The sequence below is a fragment of the Haloferula luteola genome (assembly GCF_014201715.1).
Classification (GTDB): Bacteria; Verrucomicrobiota; Verrucomicrobiia; order Verrucomicrobiales; family Akkermansiaceae; genus Haloferula; species Haloferula luteola.
In genome coordinates this window covers 43,518-62,415 of sequence record NZ_JACHFD010000002.1, presented here as the reverse complement: position 1 = coordinate 62,415, position 18,898 = coordinate 43,518, and the positions used below count along the sequence as shown (strand labels likewise).

Here is an 18,898-nt window from a genome sequence, read left to right as displayed (position 1 = left end):
CAGGGATTCACGAATCTCGCCCCAGGGGTGGAGGGAGATTCGGAGTTCATTCTGAAGTGTCGGCTCCCAGCAGAACCTGACGATTTCCTTCGAACTGTTTTCCGGAGGCGAACGGCGCCTCAAGAATCCGCCGGATGATCGTCGGCATGGAGCCGAGTCATCAGCTCCGGTTGGGAATGCACACCAAACACCTTGAAGATCTCCTTGGTGTAGGAGTTGACGGTGCTTTCCTTAATCCCGAGGTGTTCTGCGATCGCCGCCCGGCTCATGCCTTGGGCAAGGAGATTGCAAATGGTGAGCCTGCGGGGGCTGAGTTTGCGAACCGGCACTCCCACGTCTTCGGGAGTTGGCTGATGGAGCCAAGGAACCTCGGTGAGGAGAATGTGGGTGATCAGGCGCTCCCGTTCTTCGAAAAGGGGCTCCTTGGGGCGGCGATAGATGGCAACACCGCTCACTGTGGAAGGGTTGAGAACCTTGCAGGAGAGGAGTCCAGGTTCGACTCCTGCGGCTTCCCAGAGTGCTCTTACGGAGCTTTTGCGATAGAGATTGTCGGGATCCGTTTGTTGGCGACTTCGAGTGAGCTGGCCATCCGTTTGCATGAGCAACTCGACATAGGGAGCCGTAAGCCACTGCATGTCGGGATGTTCTTGGGCGCGAACGAACTTCGCATAACTTTCTTCATCAAATCCCCCGTAAAGGTGGAGAAGCCAAGTCGGCAGTGAATCGGCCTCCAATCTGACACTCACTCCCCAGACCCAAGATTTGGCATCAATGAGCCGGACGAGCCCATTCATTAAAGTTCGGATCTGAGCATTGCGGGAGGGAAGTTTGCAGGTTTCGGAAAGGAGAGAAAGGATGGCTTCAACATCGGGTTGGGGGAGAGAGGGGCGGGACTGGGGGGGATCGTATTTCACAAATTTGGCTTCAGAGATTGGCGGGACGCCTTTTGGATCAATCGGGCTTGGCTGGATACGCCGTGAACGCGGTAGAGATCGCGCACATATCCTGCGACGGTGTTGATGGAAATGCCGAGACGCTCCGCGATTTGTTTGCGGCTTTGGCCGACGATCAAGCTCGCCAGCACTTGGGCTTGGCGGGTTTCACGGGTAGGAGGAGCGTCTGAGACCTCAGGAGCTATGAGAGCTTCCGCCAGCCATGGGCACTGTCGGAGCAAGATGGAGGCGAGGGTGCTTTTGCGTGGGCAGAACGGTGTGGTGCGATGGGCTGAGAACCTTAAGGGACCATCATGCCAATCGAATTTCTCATCTCCGTGATCGCGTGGTCTTCCACGCCGGATGACTTCCCTAGGGCCATGGCTCGTATGCCATCCCTCAGCTTCTAACCAATCGGCCAACTCGGAAAGGAGTCTTTCCGATCTTTGGGCAAAGGTATCGCGACGAATCCCCGAGCGCCCGAGGATGCCAACGACGGCTCGCACCTCCTCTTCCGTCCAATGGCGTGACTCTCCCTTCATGTTCCCGAGCCAAAAGCTTGGTAGACATGCATGGTAGAGTCAATGCATGGGAAGATGGGCAAAGAGATCAGCAATCCCATATGGCCCCCCTGATTTGGGGGATAGGATTTGGGGGCTTTCCTGAAGACAAGGGTTCTGATTGGATTTCATCGGTTGTTCGCGGGGGGATTTCATGTCTCCCCCGTGACGGAATTTCTCTCGTTGGTCCACGTCAGTGGAAAGGGTATTGCGGTGCCATTGCTTTCTCTTTTCCATGCGCTGGGCCAACGGGAGTATTTGTCAGTTTGAGGGTTAGAAGCTTTGGAAAGGGGGCGCGAAGGCAAATGAGGGTTGCCGGAAAGCGTGGTGGGGCCTAGTCGGATGGCATGCGTGATTGGTGGGTGTTGATCTTTTTGTTTCTGGTCGGGACGACTTTGTGCCCGGCAGAGGAAATGGTTGGTAAAACTCCGACTCCTGAATGGGTGCAATCCCGCGAGGTGAAAAAAAGCGAGAACGATGACGGTTCTCTGCACTATTACCTCGTCGATTTGCAGAGGCATCTTGAAGAGGCGCAAAGATATGAACGTTACGTGGTTGGCCTATTGAATGAGTCGGGAGTCGAGGAATACTCCCAACTCACCTTCGAATTTCAGCCTGAGTATGAGGTGCTGGAATTGCACGAGTTATCCATTTTGCGTGACGGAGAAATCGATGATCGTTTGGCGGATGCCGAAGTGCAAATTCTTCGCCGTGAGGAGGGCATGGAGGAGCAGCTGTATAGTGGCGCCTTGACGGCCTTGGTGGTGCTGGAGGATTTACGGCCGGGGGATGTTTTGAGCTATGCCTTCAGTATCCGAGGGGCCAATCCGGTTTTTGGCGGGCATGTTCATCATTTCCAGCGGTTAGGATTTGGAACTCCGGTCGACCATTTGAGTCGCAGCATCGTATGGGATCCTGAAAAGCGGAAACTTGCATGGAAGTTCCACGGCCCGGAAGTGACAGGCTTGCAGCAGAGTCAACGAGGGGAGCTCAAGCAGTTGTTGTGGGAGGACCAAGAGGTGGCGGCGTGGAACCCTGAGGAAGGAACGCCCGTTTGGGTCTTTGACTATCCGTGGTGGGAGGTTTCCGATTATCCGAGTTGGGAAGCCTTTGGGGAGTGGGCCCATCCACTGTTTTCTAAGTCAGAGGCTTTGCCGAAGGAAGTGGCGGAGGTGTGCGAATCGATTCGAGACATGCCTGGGGACGATGAGCAGAAGATTCTCTCCGTGTTGCGCTGGGTTCAGAAGAACATCCGCTACCTTGGCAGCTTTTTTGGGGAGCATACTCATGAGCCTTATCGACTTGAGGAGATTTGCCGAAGGCGATTTGGCGACTGCAAGGATAAGGGCATGCTGACTTTGGCCATGCTGAAAGAGCTGGGGTATGATGCCTCACCTGCCCTTGTGAATTCCAGCCGACGGAGGGGTGTGGAGAGTTATTTGCCCGGTCACGGGGCATTTGATCACTTTGTGGTGTGCCTGCATCATGGGGGGAAGGATTACTGGCTTGATCCGACGGCTACCTATCGGCGGGGACCTTTGGCAGAGATGTTCACGCCGAACTACGGGAAGGCTTTTGTGGTCCGCCATGGCGAGGAAGACCTGACGCAGGTGGAACCCCGGGGAGAACAGGTGGATGGGATTGACGTGGAGGAACATTTCACGGTCTTGAGCAAGCAAGGCGGAGCCCGATTGAGGGTGGTGACCGTGGCGACGGGTGCGGAAGCCGATTCGTTGCGTTCCTATCTTTCCGAACGGTCGCGTGAAAAGGTCACCCAAGAATATCGGGATTTTTATGCCACGAGTTGGGTTGGGATTGAAGCTTCAGAAACGGTGGAAGTGAATGACGATGAGACGCTCAACCGCATCGAAGTGATTGAGCACTACGAGTTGCCGGAGTTCTGGCAACGGGATGAGGATGCCTCGAAGTGGAATGCTTGGATTTCTCCCGTCTGTCTTCGGTCGCGTTTGAGGTTTCCGGCGATGGAGAATCGCTCCTCTCTGTATGCGCAAGAGTATCCTTTGAAGTTTCACGAGCGGATCGAGGTCGACCTGCCTGAGGAGTGGCAGGTGGAGGAATCTGAAGATGTCATTGAGGATCCGGCGTTTGTCTATCAAGGGGTAGTCCAGAAGGAGGGCAGGAGGGTGATCCTCGATCATCGGTTTGAGTCCCGGTCAGGAGTCGTCAAGTCGACGAAATTCCGAGGTTTTGTGAAATCGATGAAGCGCGTCGAGGACAACCTGCCGTTTCAGATTTGGCATACGGACGAGTCCGTCGTGGATCAAAATGAGGCGGCGATCGCGGAGGGTGTGGAGAGCGACGTGGGGCTGGGCAAAATGATTTTTGCCGGAGGAGCGCTGGTGGGGAGCCTGCTGGGAGTGCTGGTGGGTCTCGCGCTGTGGTTTTGGGATCCGCTTGGGCGGGAGGCGACGGACGACGCTCCCGTCGGGATTTCGGGCTGGCTTGTGCTACCAACGATTGGTGTGGTGATCGGCCCCTTCGTGTCCTTGATCCATGTGGGGTCGTTTTACACGATTCTCCAGGATGCTGCTCCGATCCTTCAGGCTGAAAGCGGGTTTGGGGGATGGCGCCTTTACATTGCCAGCGGGGCCTTTCTGAACGCGTTTGTTTTCGTGATTCAGGTATTGCTACTGGTGCTGCTCATTCAGAGGCGGACTTCTTTTCCCTATGTGTATCTTGTGGTGGGAGTGGTGGGTACGATCGCCGGCAGCGTGTTGATCCAATTGGAAACGGGACTGGACGGGATGGAATCGGACACGAGTGCCACCGGGGATCTTGGGCGGGGAGTCGGCACGTTGGTATTGTGGAGTGCCTACATGCTGATGTCGCAACGAGTGAAGGCGACCTTTGACCGGCGGCGGGCAGGGAGCGAGCCGCCGCCTATTCCTGCTCAGGTCGAGTGGGAAGGGTGACGTGAGAAATCCGGCGTTCAGCGAGTGCCATAGACCTCGAGATCTCCGATGCCCACGGCTCGACCTTTGGCCGTGGGTGCGAGGCGGAGACGAGCGTATCGGGTGCGCACGGGGGGGATCTCGACATCATCGACGGGGCCTTCGATTTCCAAGCGAGTATCGACCGTATTCCAGCGTTTTCCGTCCTCACTCACTTGGAGGGCGAGGCTCGCCGCGCGGGCCTCGTGAGGGAGATGGCGCACGAGGTAGCGGCGAAGGGTGCGCGGGGATCCAAAGTCCAGTCCGATCCAAGGCTCCTGCACGGTGCTGGTCCATTCGGTTTGGGATGTTCCATCGGTGGCGGTGGTGCCATCGCCGCTGGTGGAGCGGACAGTGGTTTCGGGATCCATGCAGAGGTTGTAGGCAATGCCTTCGGCTTGGTTTCGAAGATTGAAGTAGTGATCCGCACGCACGAATTCGACCTGATCAGGGAATTCTTTCTGAAGGTTGTGATAGAGATCGAGAATACGCTGAGGCTTCATTTCGTGCCAGACGTCCATTTGGTAGGCGAGGAATAGAGGTTCCTTGCCATTCCAGCGGCCAATGGCGCGGGTGAGGTCGCCATGAATGTGGTCGTAGGATCCAGCATAGGGGATGCCGAGTTTTTCGAATCGGAGTCGCTTCTCCTCTACGCTGCTGGCGACGGAGGGGACGTCGCGGAAGTTCTGAACGGTGAGTCCGTAAAGTTGTCGGCAATTTTCGGCGTAGGAGGCGCGTTGATCCGGAGTGGCATCATCCCAGATGGTGGTGACTCGGAGGCCTGCGCGTTCCATGTAGTTGCCGGTCATGCGGGTGTAGCCGTCCATCCGCTCCCGTTGTGTGGTGGTGGCTCCCACGTCCGCTCCCTCTTCCTTGAGGGTATTGAAGGGGATGAGGTAGCCCATCCCTGAGGGGCCGGAGACGAAGCACTCCATGGGGGTCGAGGTTTCGTAGTAGTAGTTGAGCATCCCCGGGGCGATATCGACCAATCCGGGGGCAATGGTCCAATTCATGGGCACCTTTCCGCGCAAGTTGGCGCCCTGGTCCCAGAAGCTTCGCATCGCGTGCTGAACATACTGGATGTTGTCACCATCGCTGATGAACATGGCCACGTACACCTTATTTTCCAGAAGGGGCATTTTGGGCACAGGAGGAACATGGATCTCGCGGGGGCCACCGGAAAAAACCGTGGCACCATTGAAGAAGTCGGCGGGCATCGTGCCGATTCCATATTCTGAGGCGGCCGTGATGCCCGAGCGTTCGGTGCTGTACCAGCCGAGAGCGATGGCATGGCCTGGCTTCATGTCCTGAAAGAAGCGGCCGAGGTCTTTTCTTTCCTGGGAGTTGCGAGGGTCCAACCAAATGACCGCCGCGCCGCAGGCGGCGGCGAGATCTCGGGTGTGATGGAGGTCCCCGTGATCTTCCGGACGGGCGCTGATGATCAGGCGCTTGTTGCATCTCTCCCAGTAGTTCTCGATGAGATGCTGGTAGATCTCGCGGGAGGTGGTGAAAGGAAGCTCCGTTAGATCAACGAGGATTTTAGGATCCCAGCCTGCCGAGAGGAGTTCGCGGAGAATTTCGGGAGTGACGGGAAGGGCTTGTTCCAAGCCGGCAACCGTCCCCGCGAGATTCCGGAAATGGGGACTCCGGGAGGGATCGTAAAGCACGACCCCTCGCAATTCCGTGGCATATTTGGCGATCAGGCCAAAGCGTTTGTCTTTGGCGTGGAGATGGAAGTGACGGACATCCATTCCCTTGGTTTGGAGCCAGGTGTCGCGACCTTCTCCGGCACGTTCATCAAGGAGGATAAAGCGGGGTTGGGTACGATTGACCAAGCCTTGGAAGGCGGAAAAAGTGATCTGCTCGTCTGGGGCGAGTTGCTGCACCATGAGTGCGTCCAGATCTTCGGCGGGTTGGGCGAACGTGGGCAGGGCTTGGCCATCGGGCCAATCCAGCCCGCGGTCTGGCCGATGAACCGGCGGCCCCGCTTGGTGAAGGTCCGGAGCGGTCGCGGCGGAGGTCGGTAGGCAGTTCAGAAAGGTGGCGAGCCCAAGAAGCAGGGCGCGCGAAACGTTCGGGCAGGTGCTGGGAAGCATGATCTTGGGTGGCCGCTGGGTTCGGCGGAACCACCCTACGATCGGGCTGCGGGATCGCTTTCATCCCGCGCTGAGAATGACTTTCGCCGCGGTGAATGGGCCCACCGCGGACGGAAAGATTGGCGGATTCAGGCGCCGCCGCCGGCGATGCGCGAAAACTTGTCGTCGAGGAAGCGGAGCACCGTTTCTTCAACTTTTTCGTCTCCGAGACGCTCGATCACTTCCACGGAGAATCCGCGGGCGATGAGTTGGCGAGCGCGATGAGGGTCGATGCCTCGGGCACGCAGGTAGAAGATCTCCTCCTCGCTGATCTGGGCGCTGGTGCTGCCATGGGAGCATTTCACGTCATCTGCATTGATTTCGAGACCCGGCATGGAATGGGCCTCGGCATCTTCGCTCATGAAGAGATTCCGGCAGGTCTGATAGGCGTCCGTGCGATGGGCGCCTTCGTCGACAAAGATCAGCCCGGAGAAAATGGTGCGGGCGCGATCGTAGAGGGAGTTCTTGTAGAGCAGATCACTGGTAGCACCGGGAGAAACGTGGTGCTGGAAGGTGCGCTGGTCGAATTCCTGCTCGCGGGCGGGAACGCTGACGCTGAGCATGTCGGAACGAGATCCTTCCCCGGTAAGGCGGGACATGGCCTCATTGCGGGCCCAAGCGGCTCCCGTGTTGAGGATGAAGCCGGTCGCCGAGGCTTCTTTCGCAACGCCGGTTTCATTGATCTGAATGACCCGAGTTTTCTCGTTGAAGGCTTGGATCGCGAGGTAGTCGAGCTTCGAGCCGGGGCCTGCACAGAGGTCGTTGAAGGCAATGCAAAGTCCTTCCTGCTCCGACTCGGCGGATTGAAAATAGTCGATGACGCGGACCTTCGATTGCGCCCCGGTGACGATCAAGGTGTGGGGAAAGATGGCGGCTCGATCGCCAGCCAGCCAGTGGAAGACTTCAATGGTCCCTTCCACTTCGACGCCATCGGGCACGTGCACGAAAAGGCCATTGGAGACCCGTGCTTCATGGAGGGCCGCCCACTTGGCCGAGCCGAGACGGGTGTCCTGCAGCATGAAGGTCTTTTCGACGAGATCCGGATGCAGGAGGAGAGCTTCAGCGAGTGGCAGGCAGATGACGTTCTCCGGCAACTTGGAGTCGATCTCAATCAAGGTCTCGTTGACGAAAATATATTTCGCCGCCGGGGATTCGACTCCCACCGAAGTTTCGATGATCGATCCGGTATCTTCCGGGACGGGGACGTCGGCGAGGTAGGAAGAGAAGTCGAGCTGCTTGAGGTTGGAAAAGCGCCAGGTTTCGTCCCGGCGAGTGGGCGCGGGCGTCTCAAGAAAGCGCTGCCATGCGGCACGTTGCCGCTCGGCGAACCAAGCGGGAAGGTCCGGGGCGGTTTCCGGGGCGAGATCGAGGATGGAGGCGGTGGGTTCCAGAGTGGCGGACATGGGAAAATGGGATCCGTGAACGGGGAGCAATTGAGCGACTGAAGATCAGCCAACCGAGCCCTCCATTTCGAGGTCGATGAGTCGTTTGAGTTCGACGGAGTATTCCATGGGGAACTCACGGACGAGGTCGTTGATGAAGCCGTTGACGGCGAGGGACATGGCGTGGCCTTCGTCGATCCCGCGTTGCTGCATGTAGAAGAGCATTTCTTCCGACACCTGAGAGACACTCGCCTCGTGTTGGGTGGCGTGTTGATTGCCCTTCACGGTGATGGCCGGATAGGTGTCGGTACGGCTCTTGGTGTTGATGAGCAAGGCGTCACACTCGGTGTTGTTTTTGCAGCCTTTGAGGTGTTTGGGAATGTGAACCTGACCGCGATAGGTTGAGCGACCCTCGCCGACGGAGATGGACTTGGAGACCACGTTGGAGGTCGTGTGGTTGGCGGCGTGGATCATTTTGGCGCCAGTGTCCTGATGCTGGCCGGAATTGGCCAGGGCGATGGAAATGACCTCACCGCGGGCGCGCTCGCCTTTCATGATGACACCGGGGTATTTCATGGTGAGGCGGCTGCCGATGTTGCAGTCAATCCAGCGGACCTCGGCGTCTTCCATCGCAAGGCCCCGTTTGGTGACCAAGTTGTAGACGTTACTGCTCCAGTTTTGGACTGTGACGTATTGGATTTTAGCACCTTTCAAGGCCACCAGCTCGACCACCGCGGAGTGGAGAGTGGAGGTCTCGAACTTGGGAGCGGTGCAGCCTTCCATGTACATGACTTCAGCTCCTTCGTCGGCAATGATGAGGGTGCGTTCGAATTGCCCAAAGGATTCCGAGTTGATGCGGAAATAGGCCTGCAAGGGCTGCTTCAGCTTCACTCCCTTGGGAATGTAGATGAAGGAGCCACCAGAAAAGACAGCGCTGTTGAGGGCGGAGAACTTGTTGTCACCCGTGGGGATGACCTTGCCGAACCAGGGGCGGAATACCTCTTCGTATTCCTTGAGACCTTCGGTGGAGTTGACGAAGATCACTCCTTGCTGGGTGAGCTCCTCCTTCATGTTGGAGTAAGCAGCCTCGGAGTCGTATTGAGCCTCGACCCCGGCCAGAAATGCTCGTTCCTGTTCGGGAATGCCAAGGCGGTCGAAGGTCTTGAGGACTTCTTCAGGGACTTCGTCCCAGGAGCGCTTCGGTTTCTCTCCGTCGGAGAGATAGTAGCGAATGTTGTCGAAATCGATGTTCTCAAGGTCCTTGGTCGCCCAGTTGGTGGGCATGGGTTTTTCGAGGAACACCTTGAGTGCCTTTTGGCGGAACTCGCGGACCCACTCGGGATCTTGTTTGACGTCGCTGATGTAATCGACTGTGCGTTCGGTCAGGCCACGACCGGCATCGTATTTGTGGCGCTCGGGGAATTTGAAGTCCCCCTTGCTGCGGTCGATGTCGATCGCGGTTTGCGTTTCCTGGTCGATGGTGGTGGAAGAATCGTAAGACATGGATGCCGGGAGTTGGAGTTTCGGCGTGGCGGATGCGTTCCGCCGCCACGGTTCAGGCGACGGTAAGTTCCTTGAGGAAGTCGTAGCCTTTTTCTTCGAGCTCAAGGGCGAGCTCGGGTCCGCCGGTTTTGACGATCCGGCCTGCGGACATGACATGGACGACGTCGGGCTTGATGTAATCGAGAAGCCGTTGGTAGTGGGTGATCAGCAGCATGCCGCGATCGGTGGAGCGCATGGCGTTGACGCCCTTGGCGACGATTTTGAGGGCGTCGATATCGAGGCCGGAGTCGGTTTCGTCGAGGATGCAGTACTTCGGTTCGAGCATCAGCATCTGGAGGATCTCATTGCGCTTCTTCTCGCCGCCGGAGAAGCCCTCGTTGACGGCGCGGGCGGTGAATTTTCGATCCATTTCGAGCAGGTCCATCTTTTCGTAGAGGGACTTGTAGTAGGCGACGGCATCCAGCTCCTGTCCTTTGGGCAGGCGGGCTTGGAGGGCAGCGCGGATGAAGTTGGCATTCGAAACGCCGGGAACTTCGGCCGGATATTGGAAGGCGAGGAAGACGCCAGCGCGAGAACGCTCGTCGATGCTCATTTCGAGGATGTCCTCGCCATCGAGAGTCACCGAACCGGCGGTCACCTCGTAGCCTTCGTGGCCTGAGATGACTTTGGAGAGGGTCGATTTTCCGGAGCCGTTCGGGCCCATGATGGCGTGAACTTCACCGGCTGGGATTTCCAGGGTGACGCCTTTGAGGATTTCGGTGCCGTCTTCGAGTTGGGCGTGGAGGTCGGTGATGACGAGGGACATGGCTTGAATGAAAAGTGGTCGAGAAATCAGTGAGCGGTGGTGGAAGCGGGCAGTTCGCCGCGAAGGGTGATCTCCACATCGGTGATCACGGTGCCGGGCGGGAGATCGAGCAAGTCGGCCAAGTTGATGCCGGGCTTGAAAGTCACGTCGTGGATCGAGCCGGATTTGCGATCGTGAAAGTGGCCGTGCTCCTCTAGGTTCGGGCAGAAGCGAGAAGGCTCCCGATCGAAATTCACCTGACGGACGATGCCGTGTTGAGTGAGCGCTTCGAGGCAATTGTAAACGGTGGCGAGAGAGATGTTGGGGAGCCGATCCTTGATGCGGATGAAGACATCGTTCGCCGTGGGGTGGTCCCGTTGATCCATCAAAAGACGGTAAACTTCCCAGCGCTGCTTGGTCATGCGCAGGCCTGCGATTTCGCCCGGCATTGTGCCGGCCGGATCAGGCTTGCTATCTGGAGTAGGAGAGACCATGCGGGACGCGGAAGGTAGGCCCCCTTGGAACAAGAGCAAGAATAATTCTAATTTGATTCCGGTTCTGATTGTGGCGAATTTCGGTGGTGGCGGATGAACTCCGCGATGATCTGGATTTGCGCGGGATTCAAGAGATCCTTCGAGGGAGGCATCCCTGCGAGCGGGAGTCCTTCGGAAAGGATTCGCTCAAGATCCTGGTCGTCGTGGGCGAACTTCCACTCCCCGGAGAGGAGGTTGCGCTGCAAGCCTCCTTGGAGCTCGGGGCCATGACAGGCGGCACAGGCGAAGGCAATGAGCGTTGCCGGGTCGCGTGTTTCCGGGGTGAAGATGGGAGGAGCGGGAGCCGAGGAGGTGACGGGAGATTCGATGGTGCCTGCGGGGTCGGCGACGATTCGGAGAATTCGATCGTCGGGTGCATTGCCATGAGCTTCAGGAGGATCGAACATGGAGGTGGAGATCCAAAGGGATCCGTCGGGGGCCTCGGTGATGAAGCGGATGCGTCCCCATTTCTGGTTCCAAAGGCGGTCGACGGATGCTGGATGTCCCTCGCCATCAAGAGCAATGCGCAGTACGGAGGCGCCACGGAGACAGGCGAGGAGGAGGGTGCCCCGGAGTTCAGGGAAGGCGGTGCCTTGATAAAACAAGAGTCGACCCGGCCCGACAGCAGGAGTCATTTCGATGAGGGGTGATTTCATGCCCTCGGCCTCGCGGGAGTGGGAAATGATCGGCCAGCCATAATTGGCGCCTTTCTCGACGAGATTGAGTTCGTCGCCGTGGTTGGGGCCGTGCTCGGAGGCATAGAGTCGGCCAGTGCCGGGCTGGAAAGCGATGCCTTGGGGATTACGATGTCCGTAGGACCAGATTTGCGTGCGGACGTTCGCCTCTCCGACCAGCGGGTTGTCTTCGGGGATCGTGCCATCGGGGTGAATGCGCAGGATTTTCCCTGCGAGGCGCTCCAGGTTTTGGGCGAGTGGCGGGTCGTTGGCATCGCCGGTGGTGACCCAGAGGTTGTTGTCGGGGCCCCATTCGAGGCGGCAGCCGGTATGGTTTTCCCAAGCGGGAATGCCTTCGAGAAGTGGATGAGGATCGACGAGGTGATCGCCATCCCAGTGATACCGTTCGACGCGGAGTTCAAAGTGGCCCTCAGTGGTTTCCCGATTCCAAGCAAGAAAGACGGCAGGTGGGGTGACGGCTTCGGGTGTGATGGCGAGGCCAAGAAGCCCCATTTTGATGCGAGCGGAAACGGGCAGCGTCAGTGCGGGTTCATCGAGAAGTCGGCCTTCTTTGATGATCCGAACGCGGCCCTCCCGTTCGGTAAAGATTTGTCGTCCATCAGGCAGAAGTCGCAGTTCCCAAGGGACCCGCAGGCCGCTGGCGACGGTCTCGATGCGATGGGGGGTGACCAGAGCGGCGTTCTGCGGCTCGGACACCAAAAGTGGGGCGGCAGAGGCACTGACCCCGAAGAGGGCGAGGCAAAGAGATTTCACAAGGCTTGAACACTAACGACTGCCGATCGGGAGCCCAGCAAAAAGCGGTGATTCGCGAATCGGGGATGACGATGGGGCCTTCCGTGTGAATCAGGGGGCGGCTGAAGATTCTTTAGCGCCAAGAGATCGGTGCCATCGTTTGGGAGCGTCTAGGGCTCCTTGGTCTTCGTGGGGGGGGCTGGGGTGCGCCAGGCGGTGACGGGGAAATCTCGCGCATCCCAGTTGAGCGAAAATGCCAGTGGGTGCTTGAGAAAGGATGGATTCGGAGATAGCGATTCGGGCAATGACGGAGGAAGCCGAAGGATATGCGATGCTCGGCATGTGGCATGATGCCTGGGAGGCCATTCAGTCGTTGCCCGTTGAGCAACGGAGTTCTCCGGAGGCGCTACGGATCCGTCTGCGGTGCAGTCAAGGAAGCCAGGCCTGGAAAATGGGCGTGAGCGTCGCAGAGGCGCTCGAAAAAGGCAGCGAGAGGGATCGTGAAGCGGTGGCTCGCTTTTATTCGGCGCGGGCGCACTCGGAGGTGGCGGCGGACCGGATGGCCTCGGCAAGAAAGTCGATCAAGATGGCCTGTGAGGCCTGGCCGCCGATTCATATCGAGCTGGCCCGAGATCCGTGGTGGAACACGGTTTTGTAAGGAGAGCGGCCGATGAGGCGGCGGAACCTCGACTTGAAGTTCCGCCGTGAAATCTCACCAACGGCGGTTGCCACCACCACCGCCACCGCGGCGTTGGTCACCACGTTGAGGGCGGCCACCACCGCCACGCTCTTCGCGCGGTTGGGCCTCATTGATACGCAGACCGCGGCCGTGGAAATCGGCACCGTCCAGGCCCTTGATGGCGGCTTGCATGGATTCGTTGGAGTCCATGGTCACAAAGGCAAAGCCACGTGGGCGACCGCTTTCACGATCCATCGGCATGTGGACATCGGTGACGGCACCGTACTCCGAGAAGAGGGATTCGAGGTCTTGCGAGGTGGTGTCAAAAGGGATGTTCCCTACGTACATTTTCATGGTTGTCAGGTGGCTATCGCGAGTTCGGATCTTGTCGACTGTTCCCGAAAATCGGGTTTCAGATTACCACCGAATCACAAAACTCACCTGGCAACACTCCACGCCTTGAATTCTCCAGGCCGCGGACCACTGCGGGAGGCATGCGGGATTCGTGAGCCAATGGCAAATGAATTCGAAGAAAAGGGCACACAAGCCTGCCAGACAAGCTTGCGGGCCCGGTTGTCAGAAGGAATCAAGGCGCGGGAACGAGGCGTACGATGCGATGGGGATCGTTGAGAACGACGTAGAGGGCTCCCTCGGGGCCGCTGGCGACGTCGCGGACCCGCCCGATGTTTTTCAAGATGACTTCTTGTTCGGTGACTTTGTGGTCCACGATGCGGAGTCGGCGGATTTCCTGTTGGGCGAGGGCACCGGCGAAGAGGTCATTTTTCCAACCAGGGAAGGCATCCCCTGTATAGAAATCGAGGCCGCAGGCGGCGATGCTCGGCTGCCAGTAAATGACGGGCTGTTCCATGCCTTCCTTTTCGGTTTCACCGGTGATGGGGGTGCCATCATAGTTCATTCCGTAGGTGATAATTGGCCAGCCGTAGTTCTTTCCGCCTTCGATGCGGTTGAGTTCGTCTCCACCACGCGGGCCGTGCTCGGTTTCCCAAATGGAACCGTCGCGCGGGTCGAGGGCGAGGCCCTGGGGATTGCGGTGCCCATAGGACCAGAGGCCTTTGACAGCTCCTGGCTGGCCGACAAATGGATTGTCTTCGGGTTCGCTTCCATCCTCATTGAGGCGGTAAATCTTTCCTTTGGCATTGGTGATGTCTTGGGCCTGTTTCCAACCTCCGCGCTCACCGACGGGGAAGAAGATGTAGCCGTCCTTGAAGACCAAACGGGTGCCAAAGTGGACGCCGTCTCCTCCATAGAAGCGATCATCCGCCTTCCAGATTTCTTCTTCGTCGACCCATTGGTGGTCTTTGATTCGGCCGCGGACGTACTTGGTGATGGTGCGGACTTTGTCGCCGTCTCGCTCGCCATCGGCGAATCCGAGGTAGATCCAACCGTTCTTCGCGTAGTCGGGATGCACTGCGACTTCCATCAGTCCGCCTTGGCCGTGGTGGATGACTTTCGGGGTGCCTTCGATGGGCTGGGGATCGAGGGTGTCATCGGATCCCATGAGGCGAAGGCGTCCGGGGCGCTCGGTGACGAGTTTCCGTCCGTCCGGGAGAAATGCGATGGCCCAAGGGATATCGAGGCCATTTTCAACGACCATTTCGATTTGGTAATCGGCGTGGTCGGTATGGGTCACTTTGCCGGGTTCGGGCTTGGGATACTCGATGCCTTTGGCGAGGGCTTCCTTCTCTTTTTCCCGGACGTAGATGACCAACTGGCGAATCTGATCATCGCTGAGAACGGTCTTGAATGGCGTCATCCCGAGTTGGGCGTTGCCTTCGGAAATGCTCTTCCGGAGGTCCGCGTCGGTGTCGCCGTGCTTCCATTGTCCATCGACCAGAGAGCCGCCGAGTCCGGAATTGAGGTCTTTGCCGTGGCAGCTGGAGCAGAGCGTATTGAACAGCTCGTCCGCCTTCATTTTCGAGTAATCCGGAGTGTCTTGGGCAAAGGCAGTGACCGGAAGGAGGGCGAATGGGAGCAGGCGTTTCATCGGATGACCGATACTCCTACTTTGGATTCGTCTTTCTGCAATCTTGGATCAAAATGCCCACTCGGCGGTGACCCAGAAGGCACGGGGTTGGCCGTAAGAGCGAATTCCGTTGCCGGCGATGGCGGTGGGAATGTCTTCGTTGAGTAAGTTTTCGATGCGTGCGTGGAGCGCGAACGAATCGGTGGCCTGCCAGCGGGCGCCGAGGCGAACGGTGGTATAGGATGGCAATTCGCGGGTGCCGAGAGCGTCATCGAAACGAGAGGCGCCGTACTCGACGCCGGCGGAGAAACACCATGGGTCGGACGGGCGAAATTCCAGATTTCCGAGCAGGCGGAGGTCGGGAGCGAGGGGAAAAGCCTGGCCGTCGAGAAGCGGCTGAGAGCGGGATGAGGTGAACTCAGTTTCGGACCAGAGCGCATCGAAGCGGAACGCCCAGCAAGGATCGGGCGCCCAAGCTGCTTGAGCTTGGATGCCGTAGACGCGGGCTTGGTCGACGTTTTGCCGCTGCATGCCGGTGCCACCGGCTGGCAGGGTGCCAAAGATGGAGGCGATGGCGGCGGGGTCGGTGATCGGCACATTGGCGATCGCGTCTTCGATCCAATGGTGAAAAGCGTCGGCACTGACGGTGAGGTCGGTGCGGGGATGCCATTCGAGGCCGCCTTCAAGGCTGATGAAGCGTTCCGGCTCCAATCGCGGGTTGGCCTCGGTGAGGTCATTGCGCACGCGATAGGGGCGATGAAGCTCGTTCAGAGTGGGCAAGCGGAAGCTGGTGGAGGCGGAAAGGGAGGCGCTGAGAAGGTCGCCGAGCGACTGATCGAGTGATAGCGCGGCACTGGGTTCCCAGCCATCACGGTCTGCCGGAAAATCGCTCCGGAGGAGCGAGCCGGTTGTCAGGGAGCGTTCGATGCGTTTGCCGTCGTCGAGCGACCAGTGATCGAGGCGCAGGGAGCCATCGAGTTGAGTTCCACGCTGAAACTCGGCATGGCCAGTGGCAAAGATGCCGGCCAGCGACTGCTCGCCTCCGGCGATGCGACGACGAAACACGCCAGCGTCCTCCTGCGTCTCTCCATGGAGGAGACGGAAATCGGTGCCAGCAGAGAATTCGAAGCGGTCTCCGATTTCCTGACGAAGGGTGAGGGCTCCTCCGACGCCGTCTCCAGGAACATGGAATTGGTCGAGGGCCAAGGTTTCCGTGCTGCGGCTGGCATCGACCGAGCTGAAGACGGAAGAAAAGCGACGGCGTTGGTAGTAAGCGAGGATTTGCCAGGCATGGTCGGCGTCCTCGGAAGTGAGTCGGAGCGAGGCATCGACGGCTTCGGTGCGGTTGCCTGTGAGCGGAGTGCCGTTTCCACGGTCTTCTTCGTAGTAGGAAAGGGATGGCTCAACGGTCAACCAGGAGTCCGGCCGCCAGATGGCGCGTAAATCAGCTCCGGCAGCGTCGAGATCGAGTTTTCGGTCGATAGGGCCACGTTGTTCGGCGGGAACGGTTTCGAATCCGTCACTGTGGAGGCCGAAGGTGACGATGGAGATTCCCAAGCTTCCGTCATCGGCCACCAGATCGGCGGCGGCCGTTCCGCCGTAGGTGCCGTGGGAACCTGCGGTCACCCGGAGAAGGGCGCGCTGGGTGTCAATCTCCCGGCGGGTGATGCGGATCGAGCCCGCGGGGCTCATGTTGCCCCAAGCGGCGGAGCGGGAAGCGGGGATCAGGGCGGCATTTTCGATCGTCCAAGGATCGAATCTCGCCCACTCGACCCAGCCGCCGAATGGGTCATTTTGGGGAATGCCGTCGCGGAGGACCAAGGTGCGGGACGCCGCTGTGGCTCCGGTGTTGCGGAGACTGACTCCTGCTGCGGTGGGATTGGCGAAGATTCCCGATGAGGGGCGATAGAGGGAGAATGAGGGATCGCGAGCTAGCAGTTCGTCGAGGGTGCGGGGAGCGGAATCTTCGATGGTGGTCCGATCCCACTCGGCAAGGACGCTGGGGCGGGACTCACGGCGCTCGGCGAGGATGACGGTGGCCGGCAGGTCCTCGACTTCGGAATCCATCGGAGCTGCCGTTGTGACAGCGACCAGAGGTAGCAGGAAAAACGTGGGACGCATGGGATGAGATCTTAATCGGCAAGGAGACCCCGCCGATGAGTGGATGAGCGCCCGCTTTTCCGCCTCAATAGCCGCGCCAGAAGAGCAGCGCACAGGCGACGACTGCAGCGCCGTAGACGAGGCCCGCGAGGCTGAGCGTTTTCCAGCGAGATGCGCTGGCCGTTGCCCAGCTCACGGCGTCGCGGAAGAGGTAGGGCATGCCGACGAAATAGAGAGAAGCGATGATCATGCCGTAGGTCCACAGGGGGATCAGCACGTGTCCAGTGGGCCATTTTTGGAAGTGCGCTTCTAAAATCGGAGCGGCGGCCATGAGGCCCAGAAGTCCGAGGGCGCGCACGGCGAGAAACTCCTTGATGGCGATGCTGAGGGCAAAGATCAACACAGGCACAGCGATGCGGAGGATGGGCTTGGCGGCGTTGAATTGGTCACCGAAGTCCATCGAGAGGGCATGGAAGATGCCTTTCCCCGGGGATGCCACCAACAGCCAGAACCAAATCAGCCCGAGTCCCATGAGGACCTGGCCAAGTTGCTGATTGCGCGGGAAGCGTTTCAGGAAAGTTTGCACCGGCGCGGCTTTGACAAGCATGAGCAGGTGTCCGGCCACCATGAGCAGGCCGAGGATGAGACCGGTGCCGAAAAGCGGAAGCTTCTCGTAGGGGTGCATCGCTTGGGCGGGGTCCATGTGCGGACGGAATTAGGGCAGCAGTCGGGGATCGACAAGGCGGAAGTCCGGGCGCCGTCCCCTGCTGGGTTGTGGGTCACACCGGCAGGAGGGTCGCGGTCGGTTCCACGGTCGACGAAATGTCTTGGTGGCGGATGGGATCTGGCTTAGCGCGAACGAGCTTCGAGCAGAAACCGACACATTTCCGGATAGAGGTGCTTGGCATCGGTCGAGAGCATGTTGTCGTGGCCAGCCCCCTCGACGGGCCGGAGAACTTTCCGAGAACTGGGAATTCGAGAGAAAAGAGCTTCAGCGTCCGTGAATGGAATGAAGCGATCCTCCCGGCCGTGAACGATCATCACCGGCATGGTCAGTTTTTGAGCTACGCGGATGGGCTGAATTTCCCAGGGAGTGTAGCCTGCTCGGAACCAGGCGGCACAGCCAACGGAGGCGGTGGCGAGAGGGGCCCACTCGGCGTGGTTCGGGGCGAATGCCTCGGCCGAATGGGTGAGGGTCCGGTCGAGGGCGGCGAAGGAGGAGACGCTGATCACTCCGGCCCAGCGTTCGGGGTGCCGTGCAGCCGTCTGGAGGGCAATTGCAGCACCCTGGGAGACGCCATAGAGGAAGAGAGGCTCGGGGCTGATCGCAAACCTACCGGGGAGGTCGTCGACGAGAGCCTCGACAAGGGCGCTTTCCTTTTTCCCGAATGTCGCATGCGGCGCCGGATGATCTCCGTGGCCGGGCAAATCGAGAAGCAGGCAGCGAAATCCCGCGGCACAGAAGCGTTCGCAGCTCGGCAGATGGTCTTCTTTGCGGCCGGTATGGCCGTGAAGCATCACCACAGTGCCCACCACGGTGCCCCAGGGTAGCGAGGATTGGAGAGATTGGCGAAGCTCGGTTCCTCGCCAGGAGTTGCGATTTCGGCTCGGCTCAGGCTCGACAAGCAAACATGGAGTCTGCTGAGGGCCGGTGTAGGCCGTGATGCGGAGGCCAAACGCGGCGGGTTGGTCGAGCCGCTCGCGATGGTAATCCTGAAGGACCCGTCGCGGCGGCTCGACCAGGCGGCCGGCTCCCAACCAGCCGACCGCCACCGTCGCCACCAAGAGTCCGCACGCGAGCCAGGCAATGAGATGAAGCAGGCCGCGGCGGACGCATTTCCACATGGCGGGGTTCTCTGCGAGCCGTGTGAATCTGTGATGAACCCTCAGTGAATTCGTCTCCGGAGCGATGGCGCCGATCGGGAAAT

15 protein-coding genes are annotated in these 18,898 nt (G+C 59.2%); 2 read left to right on the top strand and 13 right to left on the bottom strand.

Annotated elements, in window-relative coordinates; all coding sequences use genetic code 11:
* Positions 1–119 precede the first annotated feature (119 nt).
* Positions 120–914: a LuxR C-terminal-related transcriptional regulator gene (locus tag HNR46_RS21315; protein ID WP_184015387.1), complete on the bottom strand. Its 795-nt coding sequence runs from the start codon at positions 912–914 to the stop codon at positions 120–122.
* The gene (locus tag HNR46_RS02200) at positions 911–1,474 is read right to left on the bottom strand and encodes a helix-turn-helix transcriptional regulator (RefSeq protein ID WP_184015386.1); all 564 of its coding nucleotides are present in this window, start codon (positions 1,472–1,474) and stop codon (positions 911–913) included. Before HNR46_RS02200 ends, HNR46_RS21315 begins: the two co-directional genes overlap by 4 nt.
* A gap of 365 nt (positions 1,475–1,839) precedes the next feature.
* Between HNR46_RS02200 and HNR46_RS02195 the strand changes: the two genes are divergently transcribed.
* Positions 1,840–4,425, top strand: a complete 2,586-nt coding sequence (locus tag HNR46_RS02195; RefSeq protein WP_184015385.1) for a DUF3857 domain-containing protein — start codon at positions 1,840–1,842, stop codon at positions 4,423–4,425.
* 17 nt (positions 4,426–4,442) lie between these two features.
* Here HNR46_RS02195 and HNR46_RS02190 read toward each other — a convergent pair whose 3' ends face one another.
* From HNR46_RS02190 to HNR46_RS02165, 6 genes are all read right to left on the bottom strand, one after another.
* Positions 4,443–6,539 carry a discoidin domain-containing protein gene (locus HNR46_RS02190; RefSeq protein WP_184015384.1) on the bottom strand — a complete coding sequence of 699 codons (2,097 nt, stop codon included), beginning with the start codon at positions 6,537–6,539 and terminating at the stop codon, positions 4,443–4,445.
* Positions 6,540–6,667: 128 nt separating this feature from the next.
* A complete protein-coding gene (sufD, locus tag HNR46_RS02185; protein ID WP_184015382.1) occupies positions 6,668–7,981 on the bottom strand; it encodes a Fe-S cluster assembly protein SufD in 1,314 nt (437 codons plus the stop codon).
* Between the two features lie 45 nt (positions 7,982–8,026).
* Positions 8,027–9,463: a Fe-S cluster assembly protein SufB gene (gene sufB, locus HNR46_RS02180; protein WP_184015380.1), complete on the bottom strand. Its 1,437-nt coding sequence runs from the start codon at positions 9,461–9,463 to the stop codon at positions 8,027–8,029.
* Between the two features lie 52 nt (positions 9,464–9,515).
* The gene (gene sufC / locus HNR46_RS02175; RefSeq protein ID WP_184015378.1) at positions 9,516–10,268 is read right to left on the bottom strand and encodes a Fe-S cluster assembly ATPase SufC; all 753 of its coding nucleotides are present in this window, start codon (positions 10,266–10,268) and stop codon (positions 9,516–9,518) included.
* A 26-nt stretch (positions 10,269–10,294) separates the two neighbouring features.
* Positions 10,295–10,696: a Fur family transcriptional regulator gene (locus tag HNR46_RS02170; RefSeq protein ID WP_246417875.1), complete on the bottom strand. Its 402-nt coding sequence runs from the start codon at positions 10,694–10,696 to the stop codon at positions 10,295–10,297.
* Positions 10,697–10,788: 92 nt separating this feature from the next.
* Positions 10,789–12,228, bottom strand: coding sequence for a PQQ-dependent sugar dehydrogenase (locus HNR46_RS02165; RefSeq protein ID WP_184015374.1), 1,440 nt, complete (start codon positions 12,226–12,228; stop codon positions 10,789–10,791).
* A gap of 256 nt (positions 12,229–12,484) precedes the next feature.
* Between HNR46_RS02165 and HNR46_RS02160 the strand changes: the two genes are divergently transcribed.
* Positions 12,485–12,865: a hypothetical protein gene (locus tag HNR46_RS02160; RefSeq protein WP_184015372.1), complete on the top strand. Its 381-nt coding sequence runs from the start codon at positions 12,485–12,487 to the stop codon at positions 12,863–12,865.
* 54 nt (positions 12,866–12,919) lie between these two features.
* On the opposite strand, the gene HNR46_RS02155 is transcribed toward HNR46_RS02160, so the two are convergent.
* The 5 genes from HNR46_RS02155 to HNR46_RS02135 all read right to left on the bottom strand — a co-directional run bounded on the left by HNR46_RS02155 (position 12,920) and on the right by HNR46_RS02135 (position 18,815).
* A complete protein-coding gene (locus HNR46_RS02155; protein ID WP_184015370.1) occupies positions 12,920–13,240 on the bottom strand; it encodes an RNA recognition motif domain-containing protein in 321 nt (106 codons plus the stop codon).
* Positions 13,241–13,472: 232 nt separating this feature from the next.
* A complete protein-coding gene (locus HNR46_RS02150) occupies positions 13,473–14,891 on the bottom strand; it encodes a PQQ-dependent sugar dehydrogenase (RefSeq protein WP_221284965.1) in 1,419 nt (472 codons plus the stop codon).
* 48 nt (positions 14,892–14,939) lie between these two features.
* Positions 14,940–16,991, bottom strand: coding sequence for a TonB-dependent receptor (locus HNR46_RS02145; protein WP_184015368.1), 2,052 nt, complete (start codon positions 16,989–16,991; stop codon positions 14,940–14,942).
* Positions 16,992–17,055: 64 nt separating this feature from the next.
* Complete coding sequence (locus HNR46_RS02140) at positions 17,056–17,673, bottom strand: hypothetical protein (RefSeq protein WP_184015366.1); 618 nt, start codon at positions 17,671–17,673, stop codon at positions 17,056–17,058.
* A 146-nt stretch (positions 17,674–17,819) separates the two neighbouring features.
* Positions 17,820–18,815, bottom strand: coding sequence for an alpha/beta hydrolase (locus HNR46_RS02135; RefSeq protein ID WP_184015364.1), 996 nt, complete (start codon positions 18,813–18,815; stop codon positions 17,820–17,822).
* Positions 18,816–18,898: the final 83 nt, after the last annotated feature.

Coding starts and splice junctions, on each gene's coding strand:
- HNR46_RS02190 (WP_184015384.1), bottom strand. CDS start 6,539: ATGCTTCCCAGCACCTGCCCGAACGTTTCGCGCGCCCTGCTTCTTGGG.
- HNR46_RS02200 (WP_184015386.1), bottom strand. CDS start 1,474: ATGAAGGGAGAGTCACGCCATTGGACGGAAGAGGAGGTGCGAGCCGTC.
- HNR46_RS02135 (WP_184015364.1), bottom strand. CDS start 18,815: ATGTGGAAATGCGTCCGCCGCGGCCTGCTTCATCTCATTGCCTGGCTC.
- HNR46_RS02170 (WP_246417875.1), bottom strand. CDS start 10,696: ATGCCGGGCGAAATCGCAGGCCTGCGCATGACCAAGCAGCGCTGGGAA.
- HNR46_RS02150 (WP_221284965.1), bottom strand. CDS start 14,891: ATGAAACGCCTGCTCCCATTCGCCCTCCTTCCGGTCACTGCCTTTGCC.
- HNR46_RS02160 (WP_184015372.1), top strand. CDS start 12,485: ATGGATTCGGAGATAGCGATTCGGGCAATGACGGAGGAAGCCGAAGGA.
- HNR46_RS02195 (WP_184015385.1), top strand. CDS start 1,840: ATGCGTGATTGGTGGGTGTTGATCTTTTTGTTTCTGGTCGGGACGACT.
- HNR46_RS02155 (WP_184015370.1), bottom strand. CDS start 13,240: ATGAAAATGTACGTAGGGAACATCCCTTTTGACACCACCTCGCAAGAC.
- sufD (WP_184015382.1), bottom strand. CDS start 7,981: ATGTCCGCCACTCTGGAACCCACCGCCTCCATCCTCGATCTCGCCCCG.
- HNR46_RS02140 (WP_184015366.1), bottom strand. CDS start 17,673: ATGGACCCCGCCCAAGCGATGCACCCCTACGAGAAGCTTCCGCTTTTC.
- sufC (WP_184015378.1), bottom strand. CDS start 10,268: ATGTCCCTCGTCATCACCGACCTCCACGCCCAACTCGAAGACGGCACC.
- HNR46_RS02145 (WP_184015368.1), bottom strand. CDS start 16,991: ATGCGTCCCACGTTTTTCCTGCTACCTCTGGTCGCTGTCACAACGGCA.
- sufB (WP_184015380.1), bottom strand. CDS start 9,463: ATGTCTTACGATTCTTCCACCACCATCGACCAGGAAACGCAAACCGCG.